General features: G+C 65.2%; 23 protein-coding genes. 14 read left to right on the top strand and 9 right to left on the bottom strand.

What is annotated here, in order from left to right; translation table 11 throughout:
* Positions 1–14 precede the first annotated feature (14 nt).
* From dnaB to ppsA, 7 genes are all read right to left on the bottom strand, one after another.
* Positions 15–1421 (bottom strand): replicative DNA helicase, encoded by a 1407-nt coding sequence (gene dnaB / locus ASD34_RS23930; protein ID WP_056583115.1) that lies wholly within the window; start codon positions 1419–1421, stop codon positions 15–17.
* Between the two features lie 172 nt (positions 1422–1593).
* Positions 1594–2046 carry a 50S ribosomal protein L9 gene (gene rplI / locus ASD34_RS23925; RefSeq protein WP_056583114.1) on the bottom strand — a complete coding sequence of 151 codons (453 nt, stop codon included), beginning with the start codon at positions 2044–2046 and terminating at the stop codon, positions 1594–1596.
* Between the two features lie 15 nt (positions 2047–2061).
* Positions 2062–2343, bottom strand: a complete 282-nt coding sequence (gene rpsR, locus ASD34_RS23920; RefSeq protein ID WP_007830781.1) for a 30S ribosomal protein S18 — start codon at positions 2341–2343, stop codon at positions 2062–2064.
* A gap of 21 nt (positions 2344–2364) precedes the next feature.
* A complete protein-coding gene (gene priB / locus ASD34_RS23915) occupies positions 2365–2679 on the bottom strand; it encodes a primosomal replication protein N (protein WP_056583112.1) in 315 nt (104 codons plus the stop codon).
* A 4-nt stretch (positions 2680–2683) separates the two neighbouring features.
* A complete protein-coding gene (gene rpsF, locus ASD34_RS23910) occupies positions 2684–3058 on the bottom strand; it encodes a 30S ribosomal protein S6 (protein ID WP_056583110.1) in 375 nt (124 codons plus the stop codon).
* A 116-nt stretch (positions 3059–3174) separates the two neighbouring features.
* Positions 3175–3630: a hypothetical protein gene (locus tag ASD34_RS23905; RefSeq protein ID WP_056583108.1), complete on the bottom strand. Its 456-nt coding sequence runs from the start codon at positions 3628–3630 to the stop codon at positions 3175–3177.
* Between the two features lie 214 nt (positions 3631–3844).
* Positions 3845–6241 carry a phosphoenolpyruvate synthase gene (gene ppsA / locus ASD34_RS23900; RefSeq protein WP_056583106.1) on the bottom strand — a complete coding sequence of 799 codons (2397 nt, stop codon included), beginning with the start codon at positions 6239–6241 and terminating at the stop codon, positions 3845–3847.
* A gap of 193 nt (positions 6242–6434) precedes the next feature.
* Here ppsA and ASD34_RS23895 point away from each other — a divergent pair, with 193 nt between their 5' ends.
* Positions 6435–7256: a pyruvate, water dikinase regulatory protein gene (locus ASD34_RS23895; RefSeq protein ID WP_056583104.1), complete on the top strand. Its 822-nt coding sequence runs from the start codon at positions 6435–6437 to the stop codon at positions 7254–7256.
* Between the two features lie 79 nt (positions 7257–7335).
* Here ASD34_RS23895 and ahpF read toward each other — a convergent pair whose 3' ends face one another.
* Entirely contained in the window at positions 7336–8904 is a 1569-nt protein-coding gene (gene ahpF, locus ASD34_RS23890; RefSeq protein ID WP_056583102.1) for an alkyl hydroperoxide reductase subunit F, read from the bottom strand.
* Between the two features lie 89 nt (positions 8905–8993).
* Positions 8994–9557 carry an alkyl hydroperoxide reductase subunit C gene (ahpC, locus tag ASD34_RS23885; protein ID WP_056583100.1) on the bottom strand — a complete coding sequence of 188 codons (564 nt, stop codon included), beginning with the start codon at positions 9555–9557 and terminating at the stop codon, positions 8994–8996.
* A 262-nt stretch (positions 9558–9819) separates the two neighbouring features.
* Here ahpC and bfr point away from each other — a divergent pair, with 262 nt between their 5' ends.
* The 13 genes from bfr to hemP all read left to right on the top strand — a co-directional run bounded on the left by bfr (position 9820) and on the right by hemP (position 20975).
* Positions 9820–10296 carry a bacterioferritin gene (gene bfr, locus ASD34_RS23880; protein WP_056583098.1) on the top strand — a complete coding sequence of 159 codons (477 nt, stop codon included), beginning with the start codon at positions 9820–9822 and terminating at the stop codon, positions 10294–10296.
* A 133-nt stretch (positions 10297–10429) separates the two neighbouring features.
* Positions 10430–11077 (top strand): PepSY-associated TM helix domain-containing protein, encoded by a 648-nt coding sequence (locus tag ASD34_RS23875; RefSeq protein WP_056583096.1) that lies wholly within the window; start codon positions 10430–10432, stop codon positions 11075–11077.
* A 65-nt stretch (positions 11078–11142) separates the two neighbouring features.
* Positions 11143–11676: a DUF2271 domain-containing protein gene (locus tag ASD34_RS23870; protein WP_056583094.1), complete on the top strand. Its 534-nt coding sequence runs from the start codon at positions 11143–11145 to the stop codon at positions 11674–11676.
* Positions 11677–11717: 41 nt separating this feature from the next.
* Positions 11718–12527 (top strand): DUF4198 domain-containing protein, encoded by an 810-nt coding sequence (locus ASD34_RS23865; RefSeq protein WP_056583093.1) that lies wholly within the window; start codon positions 11718–11720, stop codon positions 12525–12527.
* Between the two features lie 14 nt (positions 12528–12541).
* Complete coding sequence (locus ASD34_RS23860; RefSeq protein ID WP_056583091.1) at positions 12542–13552, top strand: FAD:protein FMN transferase; 1011 nt, start codon at positions 12542–12544, stop codon at positions 13550–13552.
* Complete coding sequence (locus ASD34_RS23855) at positions 13549–14913, top strand: sulfite reductase subunit alpha (RefSeq protein ID WP_056583089.1); 1365 nt, start codon at positions 13549–13551, stop codon at positions 14911–14913. The genes ASD34_RS23860 and ASD34_RS23855 overlap by 4 nt, the downstream gene beginning before the upstream one ends.
* Positions 14914–15151: 238 nt before the next feature.
* Entirely contained in the window at positions 15152–17533 is a 2382-nt protein-coding gene (locus ASD34_RS23850; protein WP_056583087.1) for a catecholate siderophore receptor Fiu, read from the top strand.
* A 106-nt stretch (positions 17534–17639) separates the two neighbouring features.
* Positions 17640–18320 (top strand): Fe2+-dependent dioxygenase, encoded by a 681-nt coding sequence (locus tag ASD34_RS23845; RefSeq protein ID WP_056583467.1) that lies wholly within the window; start codon positions 17640–17642, stop codon positions 18318–18320.
* A gap of 111 nt (positions 18321–18431) precedes the next feature.
* On the top strand, positions 18432–18704 hold the full coding sequence (locus tag ASD34_RS27290) for a bacterioferritin-associated ferredoxin (RefSeq protein ID WP_062473051.1): 273 nt from the start codon (positions 18432–18434) through the stop codon (positions 18702–18704).
* A gap of 104 nt (positions 18705–18808) precedes the next feature.
* A complete protein-coding gene (locus tag ASD34_RS23840) occupies positions 18809–19498 on the top strand; it encodes an energy transducer TonB (RefSeq protein WP_056583464.1) in 690 nt (229 codons plus the stop codon).
* Positions 19499–19520: 22 nt separating this feature from the next.
* Positions 19521–20237 carry a MotA/TolQ/ExbB proton channel family protein gene (locus tag ASD34_RS23835; protein WP_056583085.1) on the top strand — a complete coding sequence of 239 codons (717 nt, stop codon included), beginning with the start codon at positions 19521–19523 and terminating at the stop codon, positions 20235–20237.
* 8 nt (positions 20238–20245) lie between these two features.
* The gene (locus ASD34_RS23830; protein WP_056583083.1) at positions 20246–20659 is read left to right on the top strand and encodes an ExbD/TolR family protein; all 414 of its coding nucleotides are present in this window, start codon (positions 20246–20248) and stop codon (positions 20657–20659) included.
* Between the two features lie 103 nt (positions 20660–20762).
* Positions 20763–20975 (top strand): hemin uptake protein HemP, encoded by a 213-nt coding sequence (hemP, locus tag ASD34_RS23825; RefSeq protein ID WP_056583081.1) that lies wholly within the window; start codon positions 20763–20765, stop codon positions 20973–20975.
* Positions 20976–21044 lie beyond the last annotated feature (69 nt).

Below are 21044 nucleotides of genomic sequence, written 5' to 3'. Positions count from 1 at the left end.
TTCCGCGCGACCCGTCAGTACTCGTCGTTGTTGCTGTAGCCGACGAGGTTCTCGAACTTGGTGATCGGCTTCAGGAAGGCCAGCTTCACCGTGCCGGTCGGGCCGTTCCGGTGCTTGCTGATGATCACCTCGGCCACGCCCGGCTCCTTCGACTCCTTGTTGTAGTAGTCGTCGCGGTAGATGAACATGATGATGTCCGCGTCCTGCTCGATGGCGCCGGATTCGCGCAAGTCGCTCATCATGGGACGCTTGTCGGTACGGGCTTCAACGCCGCGGCTGAGCTGCGACAGCGCGATCACCGGACACTTCAACTCCTTGGCCAGCATCTTCAGGCCGCGCGAGATTTCACCCACGGCCGTGGCGCGGTTCTCGTCGCCCGAGCTGCTGGTCGACATCAACTGCAGATAGTCGACCACGATCAGACCCAGGCGCCCATACTGGCGCGCCAGCCGTCGCGCATTGGCGCGCAGCTCGCTCGACGAAAGGCCCGGCGTCTCGTCGATGTGCAGCGACACCGTGCGCAGCTTCTCGATGGCCTCGGTCAGGCGCGGCCACTCTTCGTCGCTGAGCTTGCCGGTGCGCAGGTGGCCCTGGTCGATGCGGCCGATGGAGCCCACGATACGCACCGCCAGCTGGGCGGCGCCCATTTCCATCGAGAACACCGCGACGGGCAGCCCCTCCTCGAGCGCCACGTGCTCGGCGATGTTGATCGCGAGCGAGGTCTTGCCCATCGAAGGACGCGCGGCCAGCACGATCATGTCGCCCGGTTGCAGGCCCGAGGTCATCTTGTCGAAGTCGTTGAAGCCGGTGCGCACGCCCGTGATGTCGTTCGGGTTTTCGGCCATCTCGGTCACGCGGTCGAGCAGTTCGACCACCAGGGAATCCATGCTCTGGAAGCCCTGCTTCATCCGCGTGCCTTCTTCGCCGATGTTGAAGATCTTCTGCTCGGCTTCGTCCAGGATCTTGTCGACCGGCTTGCCCTGCGGATTGAAGGCGTTGGTCGCGATCTCGTCGGCGGCGGACACGAGTTTGCGCAGGATGGAGCGCTCGCGCACGATCTCGGCGTACCGCCGGATGTTGCTGGCGCTCGGCACGTACTGCGCGAGCGAGTTCAGGTAGACCAGCCCACCGATGTCGTCGGCCTTGCCGAGGTTCTGCAGCTGCTCGAAGACCGTGATCACGTCGGCCGGCTTGCTGGCATTGATCAGCCCGCCGATGGCCGCGTAGATCAGCTTGTGCTCATGGCGGTAGAAGTCGCCGTCGACCAGCAGGTCGCCCATGCGGTCCCAGGCGCCGTTGTCCAATAACAAGCCTCCCAGCACGCTGGACTCGGCCTCGATGGAGTGAGGCGGAATGCGCAATTGCGCGATCTGGCGGTCGGCCGACGAATCATTGTCGGCATAGGAGAAAACGGCGGACATGGACTTCCCTTGCAACCCTGCATGCTAAGCCGCGCAGGGCGCGGCGTGTGTGGACAAGGTTGTTAATAAACGGTGAATTTCCGGTGCGACGCGTTGGACAACTCGCGCGCAGAAAAGAAAAAGCCGCCCGAAGGCGGCTTTCTTGCGTCAGCGCACGGGGCGCTGCGAACGATCAGGCGGTTTCGCCGTAGACCGTGACGGTGATCTCGACGACCACGTCGGTGTGCAGCGAGACGCTCACGGTGTTGTCGCCAACAACCTTGATCGGGCCGTTGGGCAGACGCACTTGCGACTTGGCAACCTTGTAGCCTTGCTTGTTCAGCTCTTCGGCGATGTCGCCGTTGGTGACCGAACCGAACAGACGGCCGTCCACGCCAGCCTTTTGGGTCAGCTTGACGGTCGAGCCGGCGAGCTTCTCGCCCTGGGCTTGCGATTCGGCCAGCTTGGCGGCCGCAGCCTTTTCGAGTTCGACGCGCTTGGCTTCGAATTCGGCCTTGTTGGCAGCGGTGGCGCGACGGGCGCGGCCCGAGGGGATCAGGAAGTTGCGTGCGTAGCCGTCCTTGACCTTGACGATGTCGCCCAGGCCGCCGACGTTCAGAACCTTGTCCAGAAGAATGATTTGCATGGTGTGTGCTCCTTCTTAGACGCGGTGCTGGTCGCTGTACGGCACCATGGCCAGGAAGCGCGCGCGCTTGATGGCGGTGTTCAGCTGACGCTGGTAGATCGCGCGCGTGCCGGTCAGGCGTGCGGGGATGATCTTGCCGTTTTCGCTGATGAAGTCACGCAGCGTGTCGATGTCCTTGTAGTCGATTTCTTCGACGCCAGCGACGGTGAAACGGCAGAAGCGCTTGCGCTTGAACAGCAGCGACTGGGTGTTGCGCTTCGGGCGCTTGTCTTTGTTGAATTTCTTGAACGTGGCCATTGGGGGACCTCTTGTCGAAAATTAATCTTGCTGAAAATCCTGGATGTGCAGGACCGGATGCTTGCCGTTGCCCGGTGTCGCGAGAAACCCCTGGAATCGCCAGAGACTTCCCATCGACTGCCTTGCGAGCCGCTCGGCGATGGCGCCGAACGCAACGGCCTTGAGAGCCGTTTTTACCTGCCGGGGCTTCCCTGCCTCCTGGAGCGTCGACTCATGGTCGAGCTTCAGGTCGATGGCGGGAAGGCCGGCTGGCGTGTATCGCAGGGTTCCGAGTTCGGCGACAGAGGCGGTCAGCAGAAGCTGATTGACCCCGGTCGCCGCAGCGGCAGCCGTCACGCCATCAGTTGTTGTTGGCGGCGTATTCGGCCTGCTGGGCCTTGCGGGCCTCTTCGCGCTCGACCGTCTTCATCATCGACGAAGGACCGGTGTCGGCCTTCTTCTTCTGAACGGTCAGGTGACGCAGCACGGCATCGTTGAACTTGAACGCGTGTTCCAGTTCAGCCATCACGGCTTGCTCAGCTTCGATGTTGACGCACAGGTAGTGGGCCTTGTTGAGCTTGTTGATCTGGTATGCCAGCTGACGGCGGCCCCAGTCTTCAACGCGGTGGACGTTGCCGCCGCCGGCCGTGATCAGGCCCTTGTAGCGCTCCAGCATGGCCGGAACTTGTTCGCTCTGATCCGGATGGATGAGCAAGATGATTTCGTAGTGACGCATGGCACTCCTTGTGGATTCTTCCGTGGAAGAGGAAAAGCCATCCGCAGCGTCGGGCGCGGTATGGCAAGGCAAAGCCGGCGATTATAGCCCTGTCTCTCGCGATCCGGCAAGGCACTTCAGTCGTTCAGGGCCTTGTCGAGGGCGGCGGTCTTCTCGGGGCCCACGGCGGCGCGGATCTTGGGCGCCAGCGCCAGGAGGTCTTCGTAGCTGGTCGTGCCTTCGACCTGGAGGTTGAGCCGGAAACCCATCAGACCCAAGCTGCCGGTCAGCTGGGTGGCGATCGGGTAAGCGTCCTTGTAGCGCTGCTGCCGGCTGCGACCAGACGGTGCATGTCCCGCAGCTGCGGCCACGGCGGCAGGCGCGGCAGCCGGCTGGCCGGCCAGGGGCGCGAGAAGGCCAAGCGCGATCATCTGCTCGATCTCCTCGGACCCGATGCCCAGGCCCGAGCCCAGTACGTCATCGATCGAGCGTTTGCCGTCGAACTGGATGAACGCCGAGCGCTGGCGCGGCGTCAACGGCACCGAGCGGTCCTTGAGGACCTGCTGTCCGGCTTCCGTCTTGACAAGAATCATGGGGGTCTCCGGCGAAGTGCTGACACGGGGCCTGGGCGAGGCCCGTGCCACCTCAGGCAGGCGGCCGGGATACGGCGCCCGCGAATGTCACGAGTCTGACACCGGAAACGCACTTTGTTTCATTTGCAGCAGGCGGGTACGGGGGAATCCCCCATGGGGATTTCCGCCATTCGCCCGGCTGCATCACGTGGCGGCGCATGTCCGCCGCGCGGGCTCAACCCCGCTGGGCCAGCTGCTGCCAGGTGTCGATCACGCTGTCCGGGTTCAGCGAGATCGACTCGATGCCCTGCTCCGCCAGCCACAGCGCGAAGTCCGGATGGTCGCTGGGGCCCTGGCCGCAGATGCCGACGTACTTGCCCTCGGCCTTGCAGGCCTTGATGACGCGGCCCAGCAACGCCTTGACGGCCGGGTCGCGCTCGTCGAAGTCGGCGGCCAGCAACTCGAGGCCCGAGTCGCGGTCCAGGCCCAGCGTGAGCTGGGTCAGGTCGTTCGAGCCGATCGAGAAGCCGTCGAAGAACTTCAGGAACTCTTCCGGCAACACGGCATTGCTCGGCACCTCGCACATCATGATCAGCTTGAGCGCGTTCTCCCCGCGCTTGAGGCCGTGCTCGCCCAGCAGCGTGGTCACGCGCTCGGCCTGGCCCAGCGTGCGCACGAAGGGCACCATGATCTGTACGTTGGTCAGGCCCATGTCGTTGCGCACGCGCTTGAGCGCCTCGCATTCCATGGCAAAGGCCTCGCCGAAGTCGGCGCTCAGGTAGCGCGCGGCACCGCGGAAACCCAGCATCGGGTTTTCTTCTTCGGGCTCGTAGCGGCTGCCGCCGATCAGCTTGCGGTACTCGTTCGACTTGAAATCCGAGAGGCGCACGATGACGGGCTTGGGCCAGAACGCGGCGGCAATGGTCGCGACGCCCTCGGTCACCTTGTCGACGTAGAACGCACGCGGCGAGGCGTGGCCGCGGGCCACCGACTCGACGGCCTTCTTCAGGTCGTTGTCGACGTTCGGGTAGTCGAGGATCGCCTTCGGGTGCACGCCGATGTTGTTGTTGATGATGAATTCCAGGCGAGCCAGGCCCACGCCGTGGTTCGGCAACTGCGCGAAGTCGAAGGCAAGCTGGGGGTTGCCCACGTTCATCATGATCTTCAGGTCGATCTCGGGCATCACGCCGCGCTGCACCTCGGTCACTTCGGTCTCGAGCAGGCCGTCGTAGATGAAGCCGGTGTCGCCCTCGGCGCAGCTCACGGTGACGAGCGTGCCGTCCTTGAGCAGGTCGGTGGCGTCGCCGCAGCCGACCACGGCCGGAATGCCGAGTTCGCGCGCAATGATGGCCGCGTGGCAGGTGCGCCCGCCGCGGTTGGTGACGATGGCGGCGGCGCGCTTCATCACCGGCTCCCAGTTCGGGTCGGTCATGTCGGTGACGAGCACGTCGCCGGCCTGCACCTGGTCCATTTCGCTGATGTTGTGCACGATGCGCACGGCCCCCGTGCCGATCTTCTGGCCGATGGCACGGCCCTCGGCCAGCACGACGCCCTTGCCCAGCAGCTTGTAGCGCTGCTCGGCCTTGCCCTGCTGCTGGCTCTTCACGGTTTCGGGACGCGCCTGCAGGATGTACAGCTGGCCATCGGTGCCGTCCTTGCCCCACTCGATGTCCATCGGGCGGCCATAGTGTTCTTCGATCACCAGTGCATAGCGCGCCAGTTGCTCGACGTCGGCGTCGCTCAGCGAGTAGCGGTTGCGCTGCTCGGCCTTGACGTCGGTGGTCTTGACCAGCTTGCCGCTCCCCTTCTTTTCTTCGGGCGTGGCGAACTCCATCTGGATCAGCTTGGAGCCGAGGTTGCGGCGGATGACGGCCTTCTTGCCGGCCTTGAGGGTCGGCTTGTGCACATAGAACTCGTCGGGGTTCACCGAGCCTTGCACCACCGTCTCGCCCAGGCCGTAGCTCGAGGTGATGAACACCACCTGGTCGAAGCCCGATTCGGTGTCAATGGTGAACATCACGCCCGCGGCGCCGAGGTCGGAACGCACCATGCGCTGCACGCCGGCCGAGAGCGCGACCACGTCGTGCTCGAAGCCCTTGTGCACGCGGTAGCTGATGGCGCGGTCGTTGTAGAGGGAGGCGAACACCTCCTTCATCTTGTGCAGCACGTCATCGATGCCGACCACGTTCAGGAAGGTTTCCTGCTGGCCGGCGAACGAGGCGTCGGGCAGGTCTTCGGCGGTGGCCGAGGAACGCACGGCGAACGAGGCGGCGGGGTTGCCGGCGCTCAGCGTGGCGAAGGCCTCGCCGATGGCTTTCTGCAGGTCGGCCGGGAACGGCTGGGCCTCGACCATGGCGCGAATTTCAGCACCGGCCGCGGCCAGGGCGCGCACGTCTTCGGTGTCCAGCGCGGCCAGGCGCTTGCTGATCTTGTCGGCCAGGCCGTCATGCGCCAGGAACTGACGGAACGCGTGGGCCGTGGTCGCAAAGCCGGTCGGCACGCGCACGCCCTGTGGCAGTTGCGAGATCATTTCGCCGAGGCTGGCGTTCTTGCCGCCAACCGACTCGACGTCGGTCATCCTCAGGTTTTCAAATGGCACGACCAGTGCGGTCGCCTCGAAAAGTGCAGACATGGGGAAGCTCCAGAAGTTGAAACCGGCGCTGCATGCAGACGGCGCAGCACGATCGTTGTCGTTGCTTTGGGTGCGGTCGCGGTGTGCATGGAAAGAATTCGAGGGGGTTGGGAAAGCGGATTCCCGATAATGGCCCGGATTGTAGGCGTGGCAGGTCGCGCGCGCCGCAGGACTCCGCCGCAAAAGCAACACCATGCATACACGCACCGTTTTCTTCGTCTCCGACGGCACCGGCATCACCGCCGAGACCTTCGGCAACGCTGTTCTGGCCCAGTTCGAGATGAAGCCGCGCCACGTGCGGCTGCCGTTCACCGACACGGTCGACAAGGCGCACCAGGCGGTGCGGCAGATCAACCACACGGCCGAGATCGAGGGCGTGCGGCCCATCGTGTTCACCACGCTGGCCAACATGGACGTGCTGGGCGTGATCGAAACCGGCTGCAAGGGCATGCTGCTGGACATGTTCGGCACCTTCGTGCGGCCGCTCGAGATCGAGCTGGCCATGAAGTCGAACCACCGCATCGGCCGCTTCAGCGACGTCAGCAAGAGCAAGGCCTACAACGACCGCATCGCGGCCATCGACTTCAGCCTGCAGCACGATGACGGCCAGAGCAACCGCGACCTGGAAGGCGCCGACCTGATCCTGGTCGGCGTGAGCCGCAGCGGCAAGACGCCCACGTCGCTCTACCTGGCGATGCAGCACGGCCTGAAGGCGGCCAACTACCCGCTGATTCCCGAAGACTTCGACCGCCGCCAGCTCCCGCCGGCGCTGAGCCCGCACCGCAAGAAGATCTTCGGCCTGACGATCCAGCCCGAGCGGCTGAGCGAAATCCGCAACGAGCGCCGGCCCAACTCGCGCTACGCCAGCCTCGAGAACTGCCGCCACGAGGTGAGCGAGGCCGAAGCCATGATGCGGCGCGCCGGCATCCGCTGGCTCTCGACGACGACCAAGTCGATCGAGGAAATCGCCACCACGATCCTGCAGGAGCTGCGGCCGGAACGGCTGATCTACTGACCCGCCCCACCCGCTCGCACAAGAAAAAAGGGGTGCTATCTGTTCGATAGCACCCCGTTTTATTTCAGAGCCCCTGAACTCAGGCCGGCGCCGACGTGCGGATCAGGTGATCGAACGCGCCCAGCGCCGCCTTCGCGCCGTCGCCGGCCGCGATGATGATCTGCTTGAACGGCACCGTGGTGACGTCACCCGCCGCGAACACGCCGGGCACCGAGGTCTGGCCGCGCGCGTCGACGACGATTTCGCCGTGTTTCGTCAGCTCGACCGTGCCCTTGAGCCAGTCGGTGTTGGGCACGAGGCCGATCTGGATGAACACGCCTTCGAGCTCGACCTTCTTCAGCTCGCCCGATGCGCGGTCCTTGTAGACCAGGCCGTTGACCTTCTGGTCGCCGGTGATCTCGGTGGTCTGCGCATTGGTGAAGATGTCGACGTTCTTCAGGCTCTTGAGCTTGCGCTGCAGCACGGCATCGGCGCGCAGTTGCGTGTCGAACTCGATCAGCGTCACGTGGCCGACGATGCCGGCGAGGTCGATGGCAGCCTCGACACCCGAATTGCCGCCGCCGATGACGGCGACGCGCTTGCCTTTGAACAGCGGGCCGTCGCAGTGCGGGCAGTAGGCCACGCCCTTGTTCTTGAACTCGTGCTCGCCGGGCACGTTGATGTTGCGCCAGCGGGCCCCCGTCGAGATGATGACGCTCTTGCTCTTGAGCGAGGCGCCGCTCTCGAGTTGTACCTCGATGAGGTCGTTGCCCGGTCCTGCATTGGGCACAAGGGCCTTGGCGCGCTGCAGATTCATGATGTCGACGTCGTAGTCGCGCACGTGCTCTTCGAGGGCATGGGCGAACTTCGGTCCTTCGGTTTCCTTGATCGAGATGAAGTTCTCGATGCCCAGCGTGTCGAGCACCTGCCCGCCGAAGCGTTCCGAGGCAACGCCGGTGCGGATGCCCTTGCGCGCGGCGTACACGGCGGCTGCGGCACCGGCCGGGCCACCGCCGACGATCAGCACGTCGAACGCGTCCTTGGCGGCGATCTTGGCGGCTTCGCGCTCGACGCCGCTGGTGTCGATCTTGGCGAGGATTTCTTCCAGGCTCATGCGGCCCTGGCCGAACTCGGTGCCGTTCAGGAACACGGTCGGCACGGCCATGATCTGGCGTTCCTTGACTTCGTCCTGGAAGGTGCCGCCCTCGATCATCGTGGTGCGGATGCGCGGGTTCTGGATGGCCATCAGGTTCAGCGCCTGGACCACGTCGGGGCAGTTGTGGCAGGTGAGCGAGACGTAGATCTCGAACTCGAAATCGCCGTCGAGCGCCTTGATCTGGTCAAGCACGGCCTGCTCGACCTTGGGTGGGTAGCCGCCAATCTGCAGCAGTGCAAGGATCAGCGACGTGAATTCATGGCCCATCGGCAGGCCGGCAAAGCGCGGGCCGTGGTTTTCGCTCGGGCGGTTGACCGAGAACGAGGGCTTGCGGTGGCTGTCGTCGCGGCTTTCGGTCAGCGTGACCAGCGGAGACGATTCGGCCACGTCCTTCAGCAACGACAGCATCTCGCCCGAGGCCTTGCTGTCGTCGAGCGAGGCGACGATCTCGATCGGCTGCGTGGCGCGTTCGAGGTAACTCTTCAATTGGGCTTTGGTGCTGGCGTCAAGCATGGCGGACTCTCTTTCGATAACTGAAAACTATCAAACCGGGACAAAAAAGCCCGGGGCCTCGTGAGCGCCCGGGCTTTCGCGCGGGGCGCTTAGATCTTGCCGACGAGATCGAACGACGGAGCGATGGTCTTGTCGCCGTCATTCCACTTGGCGGGGCAGACTTCGTTCGGGTGCGCGGCGGTGTAGACCGCTGCCTTCAGCTTGCGCAGGGTTTCCTTGACGTCACGGGCGATTTCGTTGGAATGCACTTCGGCGGTCTTGATGATGCCTTCGGGGTTGATCACGAAGGTGCCGCGCAGTGCCAGGCCTTCTTCCGGAATGTGCACGCCGAACGCGTTGGTCAGCGTGTGGGTCGGGTCGCCCACCAGCGGGAACTTGGCCTTGCCGACCGCCGGCGAGGTGTCGTGCCAGACCTTGTGCGAGAAGTGCGTGTCGGTGGTCACGATGTAGACCTCGGCACCCAGCTTCTGGAACTCGGGGTAGTGGTCGGCCGCGTCTTCGACTTCGGTCGGGCAGTTGAAGGTGAAGGCTGCCGGCATGAAGATCAGCACAGACCACTTGCCCTTGAGCGTCTCGTCGGACACATCGATGAACTTGCCGTTGAGGTAGGCCTGGGTCTTGAAGGGTTGGACTGCGGTGTTGATCAGGGACATGGTGATTCCTTGGATGCTCGGTTGGACAAAAATAAGTGCGAGCCATGAGTATAACTACCAATATATAGTTTTCAATAGATATCAACTATTGAAAGTATTGGAACCCCCTATGTTTGCCATGGCCTCGCGCGTCGGCTTGCGTCAGATCAATACGAACGTGTATCACCATCACACGCATGCAGACCGGCCCAGCATGGGTTTGCTTGCAAGTGCCTGTTCTCCCCTCGGACAATCACCGCTTTCAGAATAAGGAAAAAGAACCATGAAGGGCGACCCCAAAGTCATCGAACACCTGCAGGCGCAACTCAAGAACGAGCTGACTGCCATCAACCAGTACTTTCTCCACTACCGCATGCTCAAGCACTGGGGCCTGGACAAGCTGGCAAAGAAGGAATACGAGGAATCCATCGGCGAGATGAAGCACGCCGACAAGCTCATGGACCGCATCTTCATGCTCGACGGCCTGCCCAACCTGCAGGACCTGGGCAAGCTGAACATCGGCGAAGACGTGCCCGAACTGCTGCGCTGCGACCTCGGCGCCGAAACCGGTGCGCAAGCGACCATCAAGGACGGCATCGCGCATTGCGAATCGGTGCGCGACTATGTCTCGCGCGACCTGCTGCAGGAGATCCTGGACGACACCGAGGAGCACATCGACTTCCTCGAGACGCAGATCGACCTGATCGACCGCGTCGGCCTGCAAAACTACCTGCAGTCGCAGATGGGCGAACTCGAGTAAGCCCAGCGCTAGCGCTTTCGCCACATTGCAAACAAAACGGGGCTTCGGCCCCGTTTTTTATTCCTCTTTACTTAACTTCATCTCCACTGAATAGCAGTCATTCTCATTTGCGCGTCTACAATTCGCGCTTTCGATGACTGCCCCCGCCCGTTCCGACAACCGCCGCCGCGCCTACTGGCTCAAGACCCTCCACGAGTGGCATTGGGTCAGTTCCGCCATCTGTCTCGTCGGGATGATCCTGTTCAGCGTCACGGGCTTCACGCTCAACCACGCGGGGCAGATCGAGGCCAAGCCGGTCGTCACCACGCACAACGGCACCGTCGACGACGCGCTGCGCGCCCGCCTCGAACAACAGCTGCCCGGCGCCAAGGCCCAGCAGGGCAAGGCCCCGCTGCCCGCCGAACTGCAAGCGTGGTTGCGCAAGCAATGGGACATCGACACCGCCGACCGCGAGGCCGAGTGGTCGGACGACGAAATCTACCTCTCTCTCCCCCGCCCAGGCGGCGACGCCTGGCTGCGCCTGAGTCTGCCCGAGGGCGAGGTCGAGTACGAGCGCACCGACCGCGGTTGGCTCTCCTACTTCAACGACCTGCACAAGGGCCGCAACACCGGCACGGCCTGGAGCTGGTTCATCGACATCTTCGCGGCCGCCACGCTGGTCTTCTCGGTCACCGGGCTGTTCATTCTCAAGATGCATGCAGGCAACCGCCCCTTCACCTGGCCCATGGTGGGCATGGGGCTGGTGGTGCCGGCGCTGCTCGCGTTGCTGTTCATTCACTGACCGGTCCGATCAACGGATCGGCCGGTGCGTTGCCTTTGCTGATTCAGGAAGAAAGAGGTTTTCCCGTGCACCTTCGCTACTCGCTCGCACCGATCGCCCTATCGGCGCTGTTCGGGGCCCCGGCCATCGCCGCCGGCCTGTCGGTCAACATCGAGATCCCCCGGCTCAATGTGTCGGAGTACCACCGCCCCTACGTGGCGACCTGGATCGAACGCGCCGACAACACGATGGCCGGCACGCTGGCCGTCTGGTACGACGTGCGCACCAAGACCAACAACCCCGAGGGTGAAGGCACCAAGTGGCTCAAGGACATGCGCCAGTGGTGGCGCCGTGGTGGCCGCGAACTGGCCGTGCCGGTCGATGGTGTGACCGGTGCCACCAAGCCCGCCGGCAAGCACCAGCTGAGCTTCACCGAAGGCACGGGCGCCATGCCCAAGCTCGCGCCCGGCGCCTACAAGCTGGTGGTGGAAGCCGCCCGTGAAGTCGGCGGCCGCGAGGTCGTGACCATCCCGTTCCAGTGGCCGCCCACCGCCGCCGCACAACCGGTCGCGGCCGGCAAGGAAGAGCTCGGCGAAATCAAGCTCGAACTCAAGCCCTGACTTCCGACCGATCCGCCCCCTCTCTCATTCCAAGGACCACCATGACCCGCTTCACCCTGCGCGCCGCCGGCCTCGCCCTCGCCCTTTCGGCCGTTGCTTCCGTGACCCAGGCGCACAACGCCTGGCTGCTGCCCTCGACCACCGTGCTGTCCAAGGCCGACACCGTGAGCGTCGACGCCGCCGTGTCGAACGACCTGTTCGTCGCCAACCACGCGCCGCTGCGCCTGGACGGCCTGCAGATCACCGCCCCCGACGGCAGCGCAGTGAAGCCTGAATCCGAAGCCAAGCTCAAGCTGCGCAACGTGTTCGACGTGAACGTCGCGCAGCCGGGCACCTACCGCATCGCGGTGGTCAACAACGGCGCGTTCGCCGCCTGGAAGGACAAGGCCACGGGCCAGAACAAGCGCGCCCGCGGCACGGCCGAGACCATCGCCAAGGAAATCCCGGCCGACGCGCAGGACGTGACCATCACCCAGTCGGCCGGCCGCATCGAGACCTTCGTGACCGTCGGCAAGCCCTCGGCGCTCAAGCCCATCGGCCAGGGCCTGGAGCTGATCGCCGCCGGCAGCCCGACCGACCTCGCCAAGGGCGAGAAAGCCACCTTCACGCTGCACCTGGACGGCAAGCCCGCCAAGGACCTCGAAGTGACCGTGACCGCCGGCAACACCCAGTACCGCGACAAGCTCGACGAACTCAAGCTCAAGACCGACGACAAGGGCCAGTTCAGCGTGACCTGGCCGAGCGCCGGCATGTACTGGCTCGACGCCAGCACCAAGGACGGCAAGACCACCGTGCCGCAGGCCAAGGAACGCCGCCTGAGCTACGCGGCCACCCTGGAAGTGATGCCCTGACCCTGCGTTCTTCCTTGGGCCTTTCCTTCAGCACCTGGCGCGCGGGCGGCTACGCCAACGCGGCCGTCCCCCGCCGCGCCGATCCCGCCAGCCTTCAGCAGCTCGGCGGGCAGACGATGGGCACGACCTGGTCGCTGCGCTTCGACAACCCGCAGATGCTGCCGCTCACGCAGGTGCGCGAGGCGGTCGAAGCGGCGCTCGCGCGCGTGATCGCGCAGATGAGCCATTGGGAGCCCGACTCCCTCATCAGCCGCTTCAACGCCGCGCCCGCCGGTTCGCGCCATGCGCTGCCGGCGGAGTTCGCGCAGGTGATGCAGTGCGCCCTCGCGTGGGCGCAGGCCAGCGGCGGTGCGATCGATCCGACAGTTGGCGCATTGGTGGCGCGCTGGGGCTTCGGCCCCGCGGCGGCGCAGGACAGCGCCCTGCCCTCGCCCGATGCGCTGGCCGCGATCCACTCGCACGTCGGCTGGCAACGACTGACATTCGATGAGGCCGATCACACGCTGCTGCAGCCCGGCGGCGTGCAGCTCGATCTCTCGGGTATCGCCAAGGGCTTCGCGGTGGACCACGGCGTCGACGCGCTGCGCGCGCTCGGCCTCACCGACCTGCTGTTCGAGATCGGCGGCGAGCTGCGCGGCATCGGCCGGCGGCCTGGCGGCGCGCCGTGGCAGGTGCAGGTCGACACCGAGATGCCGCCCCCGCAACGCATCGCCCTGGCCGACATGGCCGTGGCCACCTCGGGCGACCGTTGGCATCGGCGCGCGCTCGAAGGCCGCAGCTGGTCGCACACCATCGATCCGCGCGATGGCGAACCCGTGGCGCATGCGCTGGCCAGCGTCACCGTGCTGCATCCGCAGTGCATGCAGGCGGATGCGCTCGCCACCGTGCTGACCGTGCTCGGCCCCGACGAGGGCCTGGCCTTCGCGCAGCAGCGCGACATCGCGGCCCTGTTCATCTGCCGCGCAGACAACGGGTCGTTCACCGAGCAGGCCACGCGCGCGTGGCAGGCGCAGGTGAGCGCATGACCGAGACCCTGTGGCGTGCGCTGGGCGCCAGCGCGACGGTCGCGGCCTATGCCGCGCTGTGTCTGGGCATCTACGCACGCCAGCGGCGGCTGCACGCCACGGCCGCCCGCGAAGCCGCGGCGCTGTCGGCCGGTGACGGCGCACAGGCCTCGCCCACCCTCGTGCTGTTCGCCAGCCAGACCGGCCAGGCGGAAACCATCGCCTGGCAGACCGCGCGACGGCTGCGCGCGGCAGGCACGGCAGTGCGCGTGATGGCCCTCAACGCCCTCGACGGCGCCACGCTGGCCTCGGCCCGTCGCGCCGTCTTCGTGGCCAGCACCTACGGCGAGGGCGATGCGCCCGACGGCGCCAGCGTGTTCGCCGAGCGGGTGATGGGCGCGCCGCTGGCACTGCCTTCACTGCGCTACGCCGTGCTGGCGCTGGGCGACCGCCAGTACGCCCACTTCTGCGGCTTCGGCCGCGCGCTCGATGCGTGGCTTCACACAGCCGGCGCCGTGCGCGACTTCGACCCCATCGAGGTCGACAACAGCGACCCCGCCGCGCTCGCCGATTGGCACGCCCGCTGGGGTGACGCGCCAGACGACATCGAGGACGCTCCCGCGAACTTCGCGCCGTGGAAGCTCACGCGGCGTGAACTGCTCAACGCCGGCAGCACGGGCGGCCCGGTCTTCCACCTCGGCCTGACGCTGCAAGCCGGCGCCCTGCCGCATTGGACCTCTGGCGATCTGGTGCAGGTCGCCGTCGCGACGGATCCGGCGCGACCGCGCGACTACTCGATCGCTTCCCTGCCCGTCGACGGCGAACTGCAGCTGCTCGTGCGGCAGGAGCAGCATCCCGACGGCTCGATGGGCGCCGCGTCGGGCCTGCTCACCTCGACGCTCTCGGTCGGCGACTCCGTCGCGCTGCGCCTGCGGCCGCACCGCGGCTTCCGGCTCGAGGGCAACGAGAACCGTCCGCTGATCCTGATTGGCAACGGCACCGGACTGGCCGGCCTGCGCGCTCATCTGCGCGCACGCGCCGCCGCTGGCCACAAGGACAACTGGCTCGTGTTCGGCGAGCGCCAGTCCGCCCACGACTTCCTCTGCCGCCAGGAAATCGAAGCCTGGCAGGCCGACGGCACGCTCGCCCGGCTCGACATGGTGTTCTCGCGCGACCAGGCCGAACGCTTCTATGTGCAGCACCGCCTGCTGCAGGTGGGCGACGCGATGCAGGCCTGGCTGCGCGATGGCGCCGCCATCTATGTCTGCGGCAGCCTGCAGGGCATGGCGTCGGGCGTCGACGCGGCGCTGCGGCAGATCGCTGGCAACGATCTGTGGGCCGAGCTGTCGGCCAGCGGGCGCTACCGCCGCGACGTCTACTGAACGGCTCGGGCAGCTCCAGCAGTTGCGTCCCGGCAACGGATTGGCCACAACTTTCGGCTTAGGCCCACGCTTCTTAACACCCAGGTATTGAGAAGCAATATCATTTGCATCAATTTGCAAGAGCCCCTTCGCAAATCAGCTCACCCAGCCAGTCTTGCCGTTCTTTTCTCCCCGAGAGTGCGTCGCCCGGACCCAGCCAGTCGAGCTCTGCCCGCCCGCCCTTTCTGGAGAAAACAACATGGCCTATATCAAGAGCCGCAAACACGCCGTCGCACGCGCCGTTCCTCACCTGTCGGGGGCCGCCGCAGCCACGCTGCTGGCCATTGCAGCCCCCGCCGCCTTTGCCCAGACCGGGCGGGCTCTGCCTGAAGTCCGGGTGCAGGATTCGAACGCCGCCGACTACAAGGCCGACACCTCGGCCAACCCGAAGTTCACTGCCCCGCTGGTGAACACGCCGCAGACGATCCAGGTGATCAAGGAACAGATCATTCGCGAACAGGGCGCGACCACGCTCACCGAAGCGCTGCGCAACACCGCCGGCGTCGGCACCTTCTTCCTGGGCGAGAACGGCAACACGAACACCGGCGACGCCGTCTTCATGCGCGGCTTCGACAGCTCCAGCAGCATCTTCGTGGACGGCATCCGCGATCTGGGCTCGGTCTCGCGCGACATGTTCAACATCGAGCAGGTCGAGGTTGTGAAGGGCCCGTCGGGCACCGATGTGGGCCGCACCTCGCCCACCGGCTACATCAACCTCGTTACCAAGAAGCCGAAGCTCGAAGACAGCTTCCTCGGCTCGCTCGGTTTCGGCAGCGCCGACTACAAGCGCGGCAGCATCGACTGGAACAAGTCGCTCAGCGGCGCCAACGGCATTGGCGCCGCCTTCCGCCTGAATGCAGCGATGGAAGACGCGGGCGTGCCCGGCCGCGATTTCGTGAAGAACAAGCGCACCGCCATTGCACCGTCGCTCGCGCTCGGCCTGAACTCGCCCACGCGCTTCTACTTCGACTACCTGCACGTCGACCAGGACAACGTGCCCGATGGCGGCGTGCCGACCATCGGCCTGCCCAGTTATTCGAACCCCGATCCGGTCGCCCTCGGCGCACGTCGGCGCAGCTTCCTGAACTTTGCAGCACCGGTCGATCCGAAGAACTTCTACGGCACCGCGTACGACTTCAACAAGGTGACGGCCGACATGTTCACCGCGCGCGTGGAGCACGACTTCACGCCCGACATCACGCTGCGCAACACCACCCGCTACGGCAAGACGAAGCAGGACTACATGCTGACGGCGTTCATGCTCGGCGGCCTGGGCACCAACGGCAACCCGCCGCCCTCGGGCAACACCGCGTTCCTCAGCACGCCGATCCCGGGCCTGCCGTCGACGTGGACGACCACGCGCAACCTGCCCACCAACAAGAACCAGGAAAACACGATCTTCGTCAACCAGACGAACGTGACGGCCAAGTTCAACACCGGCAGCCTGAGCCACTCGCTCAGCGCGGGCCTCGAACTGATCCGTGAAGAACAGTCGAGCCTGGGCTATTTCAGCCCCGGCGCGACGTTCAACGGCAAGGTCGTGCAGAACGGCGCCTGGCCGGTGGCCAACCTGTACGCGCCAAACCCGTACGTGAACGGCTACAACCGCATGCTCAGCGGCGCCGACAGCAAGGGCGTGACCAACACGGTCGGCCTCTACGCCTTCGACACCATCAAGCTCAACGAGCAATGGCAGATCACCGGCGGCCTGCGCTTCGACCACTACAGCACCTCGTTCCAGAGCGCGGCGCTGTCGACCGCCGCGAACAACCCGGGCCTGGCGGTCGGCACGCTGGTGCCCTCGTCGCTCAAGCTGTCCGACAACCTGTTCACCGGCAAGATCGGCGTGGTCTACAAGCCCGCGAAGAACGGCAGCATCTACGCGGCCTACGGCACGTCGGCGCAACCTCCGGGCGGCGCGAACTTCTCGCTGTCGGCGGCCGGCACGGGCAACAGCGCGGCGCGCACCGACTTCCTGCCGCAGAAGGCCAAGACCTTCGAAGTCGGCACGAAGTGGGACGTGCTGAACGACAAGCTGTCGCTGACCGGCGCTGTCTACCGCACCGACGTGAGCAACGAAGTCGTGCAAGACCCGACCAACACCGCGCTGTACTACCAGAGCGGCAAGAAGCGTGTGCAGGGCATCGAGCTGGGCGTGGCGGGCACCATCACCGAACGCTGGGGCATGAGCGCCGGCTTCACGACGATGGACACCAAGGTGCAAAGCGGCCCCAACGTCACCGCCGACGGCACCAACGTGCTGACCTACACGCCGAAGAACTCGTTCACCGCCTGGACCACCTACCAGTTCCCCTTCGGCCTGACGGTCGGCGGCGGCGCGCGCTACAACGGCAAGCTGCACCGCGGCACCGACGGCGCCGTGGGCACGCCGGCGTACATCGACTCCTACTGGGTGTTCGATGCCATGGCGTCGTACCGCATCAACAAGAACATCGACATCCAGCTGAACATCGCCAACGTGTTCGACAAGCAGTACGCCGCGGCCATCAACAAGAGCGGCTACCGCTACACGCCGGGCATCCCGCGCTCGGCCAGGATCACCGCGAACTTCGCGTTCTGATCCCGACGACAGCTGCGTCGCCTCTGTGCCGGCCCCTGCGGCCGACGCAGTGCGACACTCGAGCCCTGGCCCGCGCCGGGGCTTTTTTCTTGTGGAGTTCACCGAAATGATGCTGCATGTGCCCGACGTGCTGAGCCCGGACCAGGTGCGCGAGATGCGCGCCGCGCTCGATGCCACGCAATGGGTCGACGGCCGCGAAACCGTGGGCGACCAGGGCGCGCAGGTGAAGCGCAACCGCCAGTTGCCGGAGTCTTCGCCCGTGTCGCGCGAACTCGGCGCGACCATCCTGGCGGCGCTCTCGCGCCACGCGTTGTTCTTTTCGGCGGCGCTGCCCGCGCGTTTCGTGCCACCGCTGTTCAACCGCTACGAGGGCGGCGAGCACTACGGCGTGCACGTCGACGGCTCGGTGCGCGCGGTGCCGGGCAGCAGTCAGCAGCTGCGCACCGACCTGTCGTGCACCCTCTTCCTGAGCGCTCCGGAAGATTACGACGGCGGCGAGCTGGAAGTGATCGACACCTACGGCTCGCACGAAGTGAAGTTGCCGGCCGGCGACCTGATCCTGTATCCGGCGAGCAGCCTGCACCGCGTGCACCCGGTCACGCGCGGGGCGCGGGTGTGCTCGTTCTTCTGGCTCCAGAGCATGGTGCGCAGCGACGCGCAGCGCGGGATGCTGTTCGAACTCGACCAGACGATCCAGAAACTGCGCGCCCGCCTGGGCGAATGCGAGGAAACCGTGGCGCTCACCGGCCACTACCACAACCTGCTGCGCCTCTGGGCCGAGGTGTAACACCGGCTTGCAAAATCCGGCGGCATGTCAGTCATAGTGATTGCAAATGCGATGGATTCTTATTTATAATGAGTCACATCCAACAGCCAGCCAACTGCCGCTTTCACCGCCATGATCGTTTGCGTCTGCCGCCGAGTCTCTGACCGTGAAATCGCACGTCATGTGCGCGCGGGCATGACTTTCGACGAAGTCCAGTTCGAACTCGGCGTGGCCACCCAGTGTGGCCAGTGTGAAGGTTGTGCCCGCGACATCGTGGCGCAGTGCAGCGTCTCTCATCCGGTGGCCGCACTCAACTGCGAATCGGCGCCGAGAGCGATCCAGCTTGCCAACTCCATCAAGGAAAGCAAAGCATGGAACTCGTCTCGGCTCTCGGCGGCAGCCTGATCCTCGTCGCCGGCTCTGCCTGGTGGATTTTTCGCAAGTAGCGTCTCTGTAGCGGTTTTGCTGCAATCGGGGCACGATTTGTAGTGCCCGCATTCGAATGGTTGATCGTGTCTGACCGCTTTGCCCCCCCTCCCTCCTTTCTTGGCCTGTCGCGCACTGTCGTCATTGCCGGCGGCGTGATCCTGTTTCACGGCGCCGCGCTGTGGGCGCTGCAAAGCGGCCTGCTGCGCCGGGCCGCCGAGGTGGTGATTCCCGTCGAGATCCTGAGCCAGTTCGTCGAACCGCCGCAACCCAAGGCCGATCCACCGCCCCCGCCACCTCCACCGCCGCAACCCAAGGTGAAAAAGGCGCCGCCGCCCCCACGACCGCAGGCCATTCGCGAGCCCAAGCCGACGCCTGCGCCGGCTGCGCCCGTCGGGACCACGGAGCCGCCGCCGCCGGCCGCGCCGCCAGCACCGCCCGCGCCTCCAGCCCCCCCCGCACCGCCGCCGGCACCTCCGGCGCCGCCCGCCGTGCAGATGCCGTCGAGCAACGCCGACTATTTGCAGAACCCCAAGGCGGTCTACCCCGCCATGAGCAAGCGGCTCGGCGAGCAGGGCAAGGTGATCGTGCGCGTGCTCGTGGGCGCTGACGGCCTGCCCAAGAGCGCCGAAGTCAAGAAATCCAGCGGCTTCGACCGCCTCGACGAGGCCGCCGTGGAATACATCATGAAATGCCGGTTCGTGCCCGGCAAGGTCAATGGCGTGGTGCAGGCCATGTCTTACGACGCCCCCGTCAACTACGTCCTGAACTAATTTTTCTCTGGAGCAACTTCGTATGGATTCCCAATTTGGCTTGATGAACGTCTGGAATCAGGGCGACTTCGTCACCAAGGCTGTCGCGGTTCTGTTGATCGGCATGTCCCTCGCATCGTGGATCGTCATCATCGTGAAGGCGCTCGACGTCATCAAATACAAGCGCCTGGCCAAGAACTCGCAGGACTTCTGGCACAGCGAGGACTTCGCCACCGCCCTGAACAAGCTGGGCACCGACGACAGCAACCCGTTCCGGGCCCTGGCGCTTGAAGGCCGCGAAGCCGCCGCCCACCACCGCAATACCAAGGCGCACCTGCATGACGCGCTCGACGTGAGCGACTGGATCACGCGCGCGCTGCGCAACGGCATCGACGCCTTCACGGCGCGCCTGCAGACCGGTCTCGCCATCCTGGCTTCGGTGGGTTCGACGGCACCGTTCATTGGCCTGTTCGGCACGGTCTGGGGCATCTACCACGCCCTGATGAGCATCGGCTCGGCCGGCCAGGCGACCATCGACAAGGTGGCCGGCCCCATCGGCGAAGCGCTCATCATGACGGCCCTGGGCCTGGCGGTCGCCATCCCCGCCGTGCTGGGCTACAACGCCCTGGTGCGCGGCAACAAGTTCGTGCTGACCAAGCTCAACAGCTTCGCCCACGACCTGCACGCCTACTTCGTGACTGGCGCCCGCGTGCAAAGCGGCGGCAATGACGCGATCGTGGTTCCCCTCAAGAAGGGCTGAGCAGCATCATGGCTTTCGGAACGCAAGACGAACCCGATGAGGTGATGAACGAGATCAACATGACGCCGCTGGTCGACGTCATGCTGGTGCTCCTGATCATCTTCATCATCACCGTGCCGGTCATGAAGCACGCGGTCAACATCGACCTGCCCCGCGCCAGCAGCGAGCCCGAGCAGCCCAAGCCGCAGAACATCCTGTTCAGCGTCACGGCCGACGGCTCTTATTACTGGAACGAAGAGAAGATCGACGACAGCCAACTGCCGAACCGACTGGCCGCCGAAGCCGCCAAGGAGCCGCAGCCCGAACTGCACATCCGCGGCGACAAGGCCGTGCGCTACGAGCGCGTGGCCAAGGCCATGGCCGAAGCGCGCGAAGCCGGCGTGCGCAAGATCGGCTTCATCACCGAGCCCGACACGAAGTGATCTGAACGGGTGAATGACGGATCGAAAAAAAGTTGATCGCGACGATTGACTTTATATTGAGAATCATTATCATTCACTCATCGCTTCCATGTAGGAACTCCAGATGCCAGCCACCCCGAATGCCTTTTCCGTCCTGAACCACCCTTCGCTCGATCAATCGGGTGGCGGTCATGTGTCGATCCAGGCTGCGCGTCCGGCGCCGATGGTCGAAAGCACGGAGCTCCTGAAGGGAAGCAAGACCGTGGGCATCATGCACAACGGCTCGCTCTACCGGCTCCAGGCCACCAAACTCGGCAAGCTGATCCTGACCAAGTAGGTCGTTCAGCCCGCCCCTCGCGCAAGTTTCATCGTGGGGCGACTCGAGGAGATTCATCTCCGAAGGGTC

This window comes from Variovorax sp. Root473 (assembly GCF_001426505.1).
In the GTDB taxonomy this organism is placed as follows: Bacteria; Pseudomonadota; Gammaproteobacteria; order Burkholderiales; family Burkholderiaceae_C; genus Variovorax.
Note: the sequence above shows the minus strand (reverse complement) of the source record. Positions and strands in the feature narration are given on the sequence as shown.

Bases quoted from the DNA above. Each gene is read 5' to 3' on its own strand.
- dnaB (WP_056583115.1), bottom strand. From the start codon at position 1,421: ATGTCCGCCGTTTTCTCCTATGCCGACAATGATTCGTCGGCCGACCGC.
- ahpC (WP_056583100.1), bottom strand. From the start codon at position 9,557: ATGTCCCTGATCAACACCGCAGTCCAACCCTTCAAGACCCAGGCCTAC.
- ASD34_RS23850 (WP_056583087.1), top strand. From the start codon at position 15,152: ATGGCCTATATCAAGAGCCGCAAACACGCCGTCGCACGCGCCGTTCCT.
- ASD34_RS23875 (WP_056583096.1), top strand. From the start codon at position 10,430: ATGACTGCCCCCGCCCGTTCCGACAACCGCCGCCGCGCCTACTGGCTC.
- rplI (WP_056583114.1), bottom strand. From the start codon at position 2,046: ATGCAAATCATTCTTCTGGACAAGGTTCTGAACGTCGGCGGCCTGGGC.
- ASD34_RS27290 (WP_062473051.1), top strand. From the start codon at position 18,432: ATGATCGTTTGCGTCTGCCGCCGAGTCTCTGACCGTGAAATCGCACGT.
- bfr (WP_056583098.1), top strand. From the start codon at position 9,820: ATGAAGGGCGACCCCAAAGTCATCGAACACCTGCAGGCGCAACTCAAG.
- rpsF (WP_056583110.1), bottom strand. From the start codon at position 3,058: ATGCGTCACTACGAAATCATCTTGCTCATCCATCCGGATCAGAGCGAA.
- ahpF (WP_056583102.1), bottom strand. From the start codon at position 8,904: ATGCTTGACGCCAGCACCAAAGCCCAATTGAAGAGTTACCTCGAACGC.
- ASD34_RS23865 (WP_056583093.1), top strand. From the start codon at position 11,718: ATGACCCGCTTCACCCTGCGCGCCGCCGGCCTCGCCCTCGCCCTTTCG.
- ASD34_RS23845 (WP_056583467.1), top strand. From the start codon at position 17,640: ATGATGCTGCATGTGCCCGACGTGCTGAGCCCGGACCAGGTGCGCGAG.
- ASD34_RS23895 (WP_056583104.1), top strand. From the start codon at position 6,435: ATGCATACACGCACCGTTTTCTTCGTCTCCGACGGCACCGGCATCACC.
- ASD34_RS23855 (WP_056583089.1), top strand. From the start codon at position 13,549: ATGACCGAGACCCTGTGGCGTGCGCTGGGCGCCAGCGCGACGGTCGCG.
- ppsA (WP_056583106.1), bottom strand. From the start codon at position 6,241: ATGTCTGCACTTTTCGAGGCGACCGCACTGGTCGTGCCATTTGAAAAC.
- hemP (WP_056583081.1), top strand. From the start codon at position 20,763: ATGCCAGCCACCCCGAATGCCTTTTCCGTCCTGAACCACCCTTCGCTC.
- rpsR (WP_007830781.1), bottom strand. From the start codon at position 2,343: ATGGCCACGTTCAAGAAATTCAACAAAGACAAGCGCCCGAAGCGCAAC.
- ASD34_RS23830 (WP_056583083.1), top strand. From the start codon at position 20,246: ATGGCTTTCGGAACGCAAGACGAACCCGATGAGGTGATGAACGAGATC.
- ASD34_RS23835 (WP_056583085.1), top strand. From the start codon at position 19,521: ATGGATTCCCAATTTGGCTTGATGAACGTCTGGAATCAGGGCGACTTC.
- ASD34_RS23905 (WP_056583108.1), bottom strand. From the start codon at position 3,630: ATGATTCTTGTCAAGACGGAAGCCGGACAGCAGGTCCTCAAGGACCGC.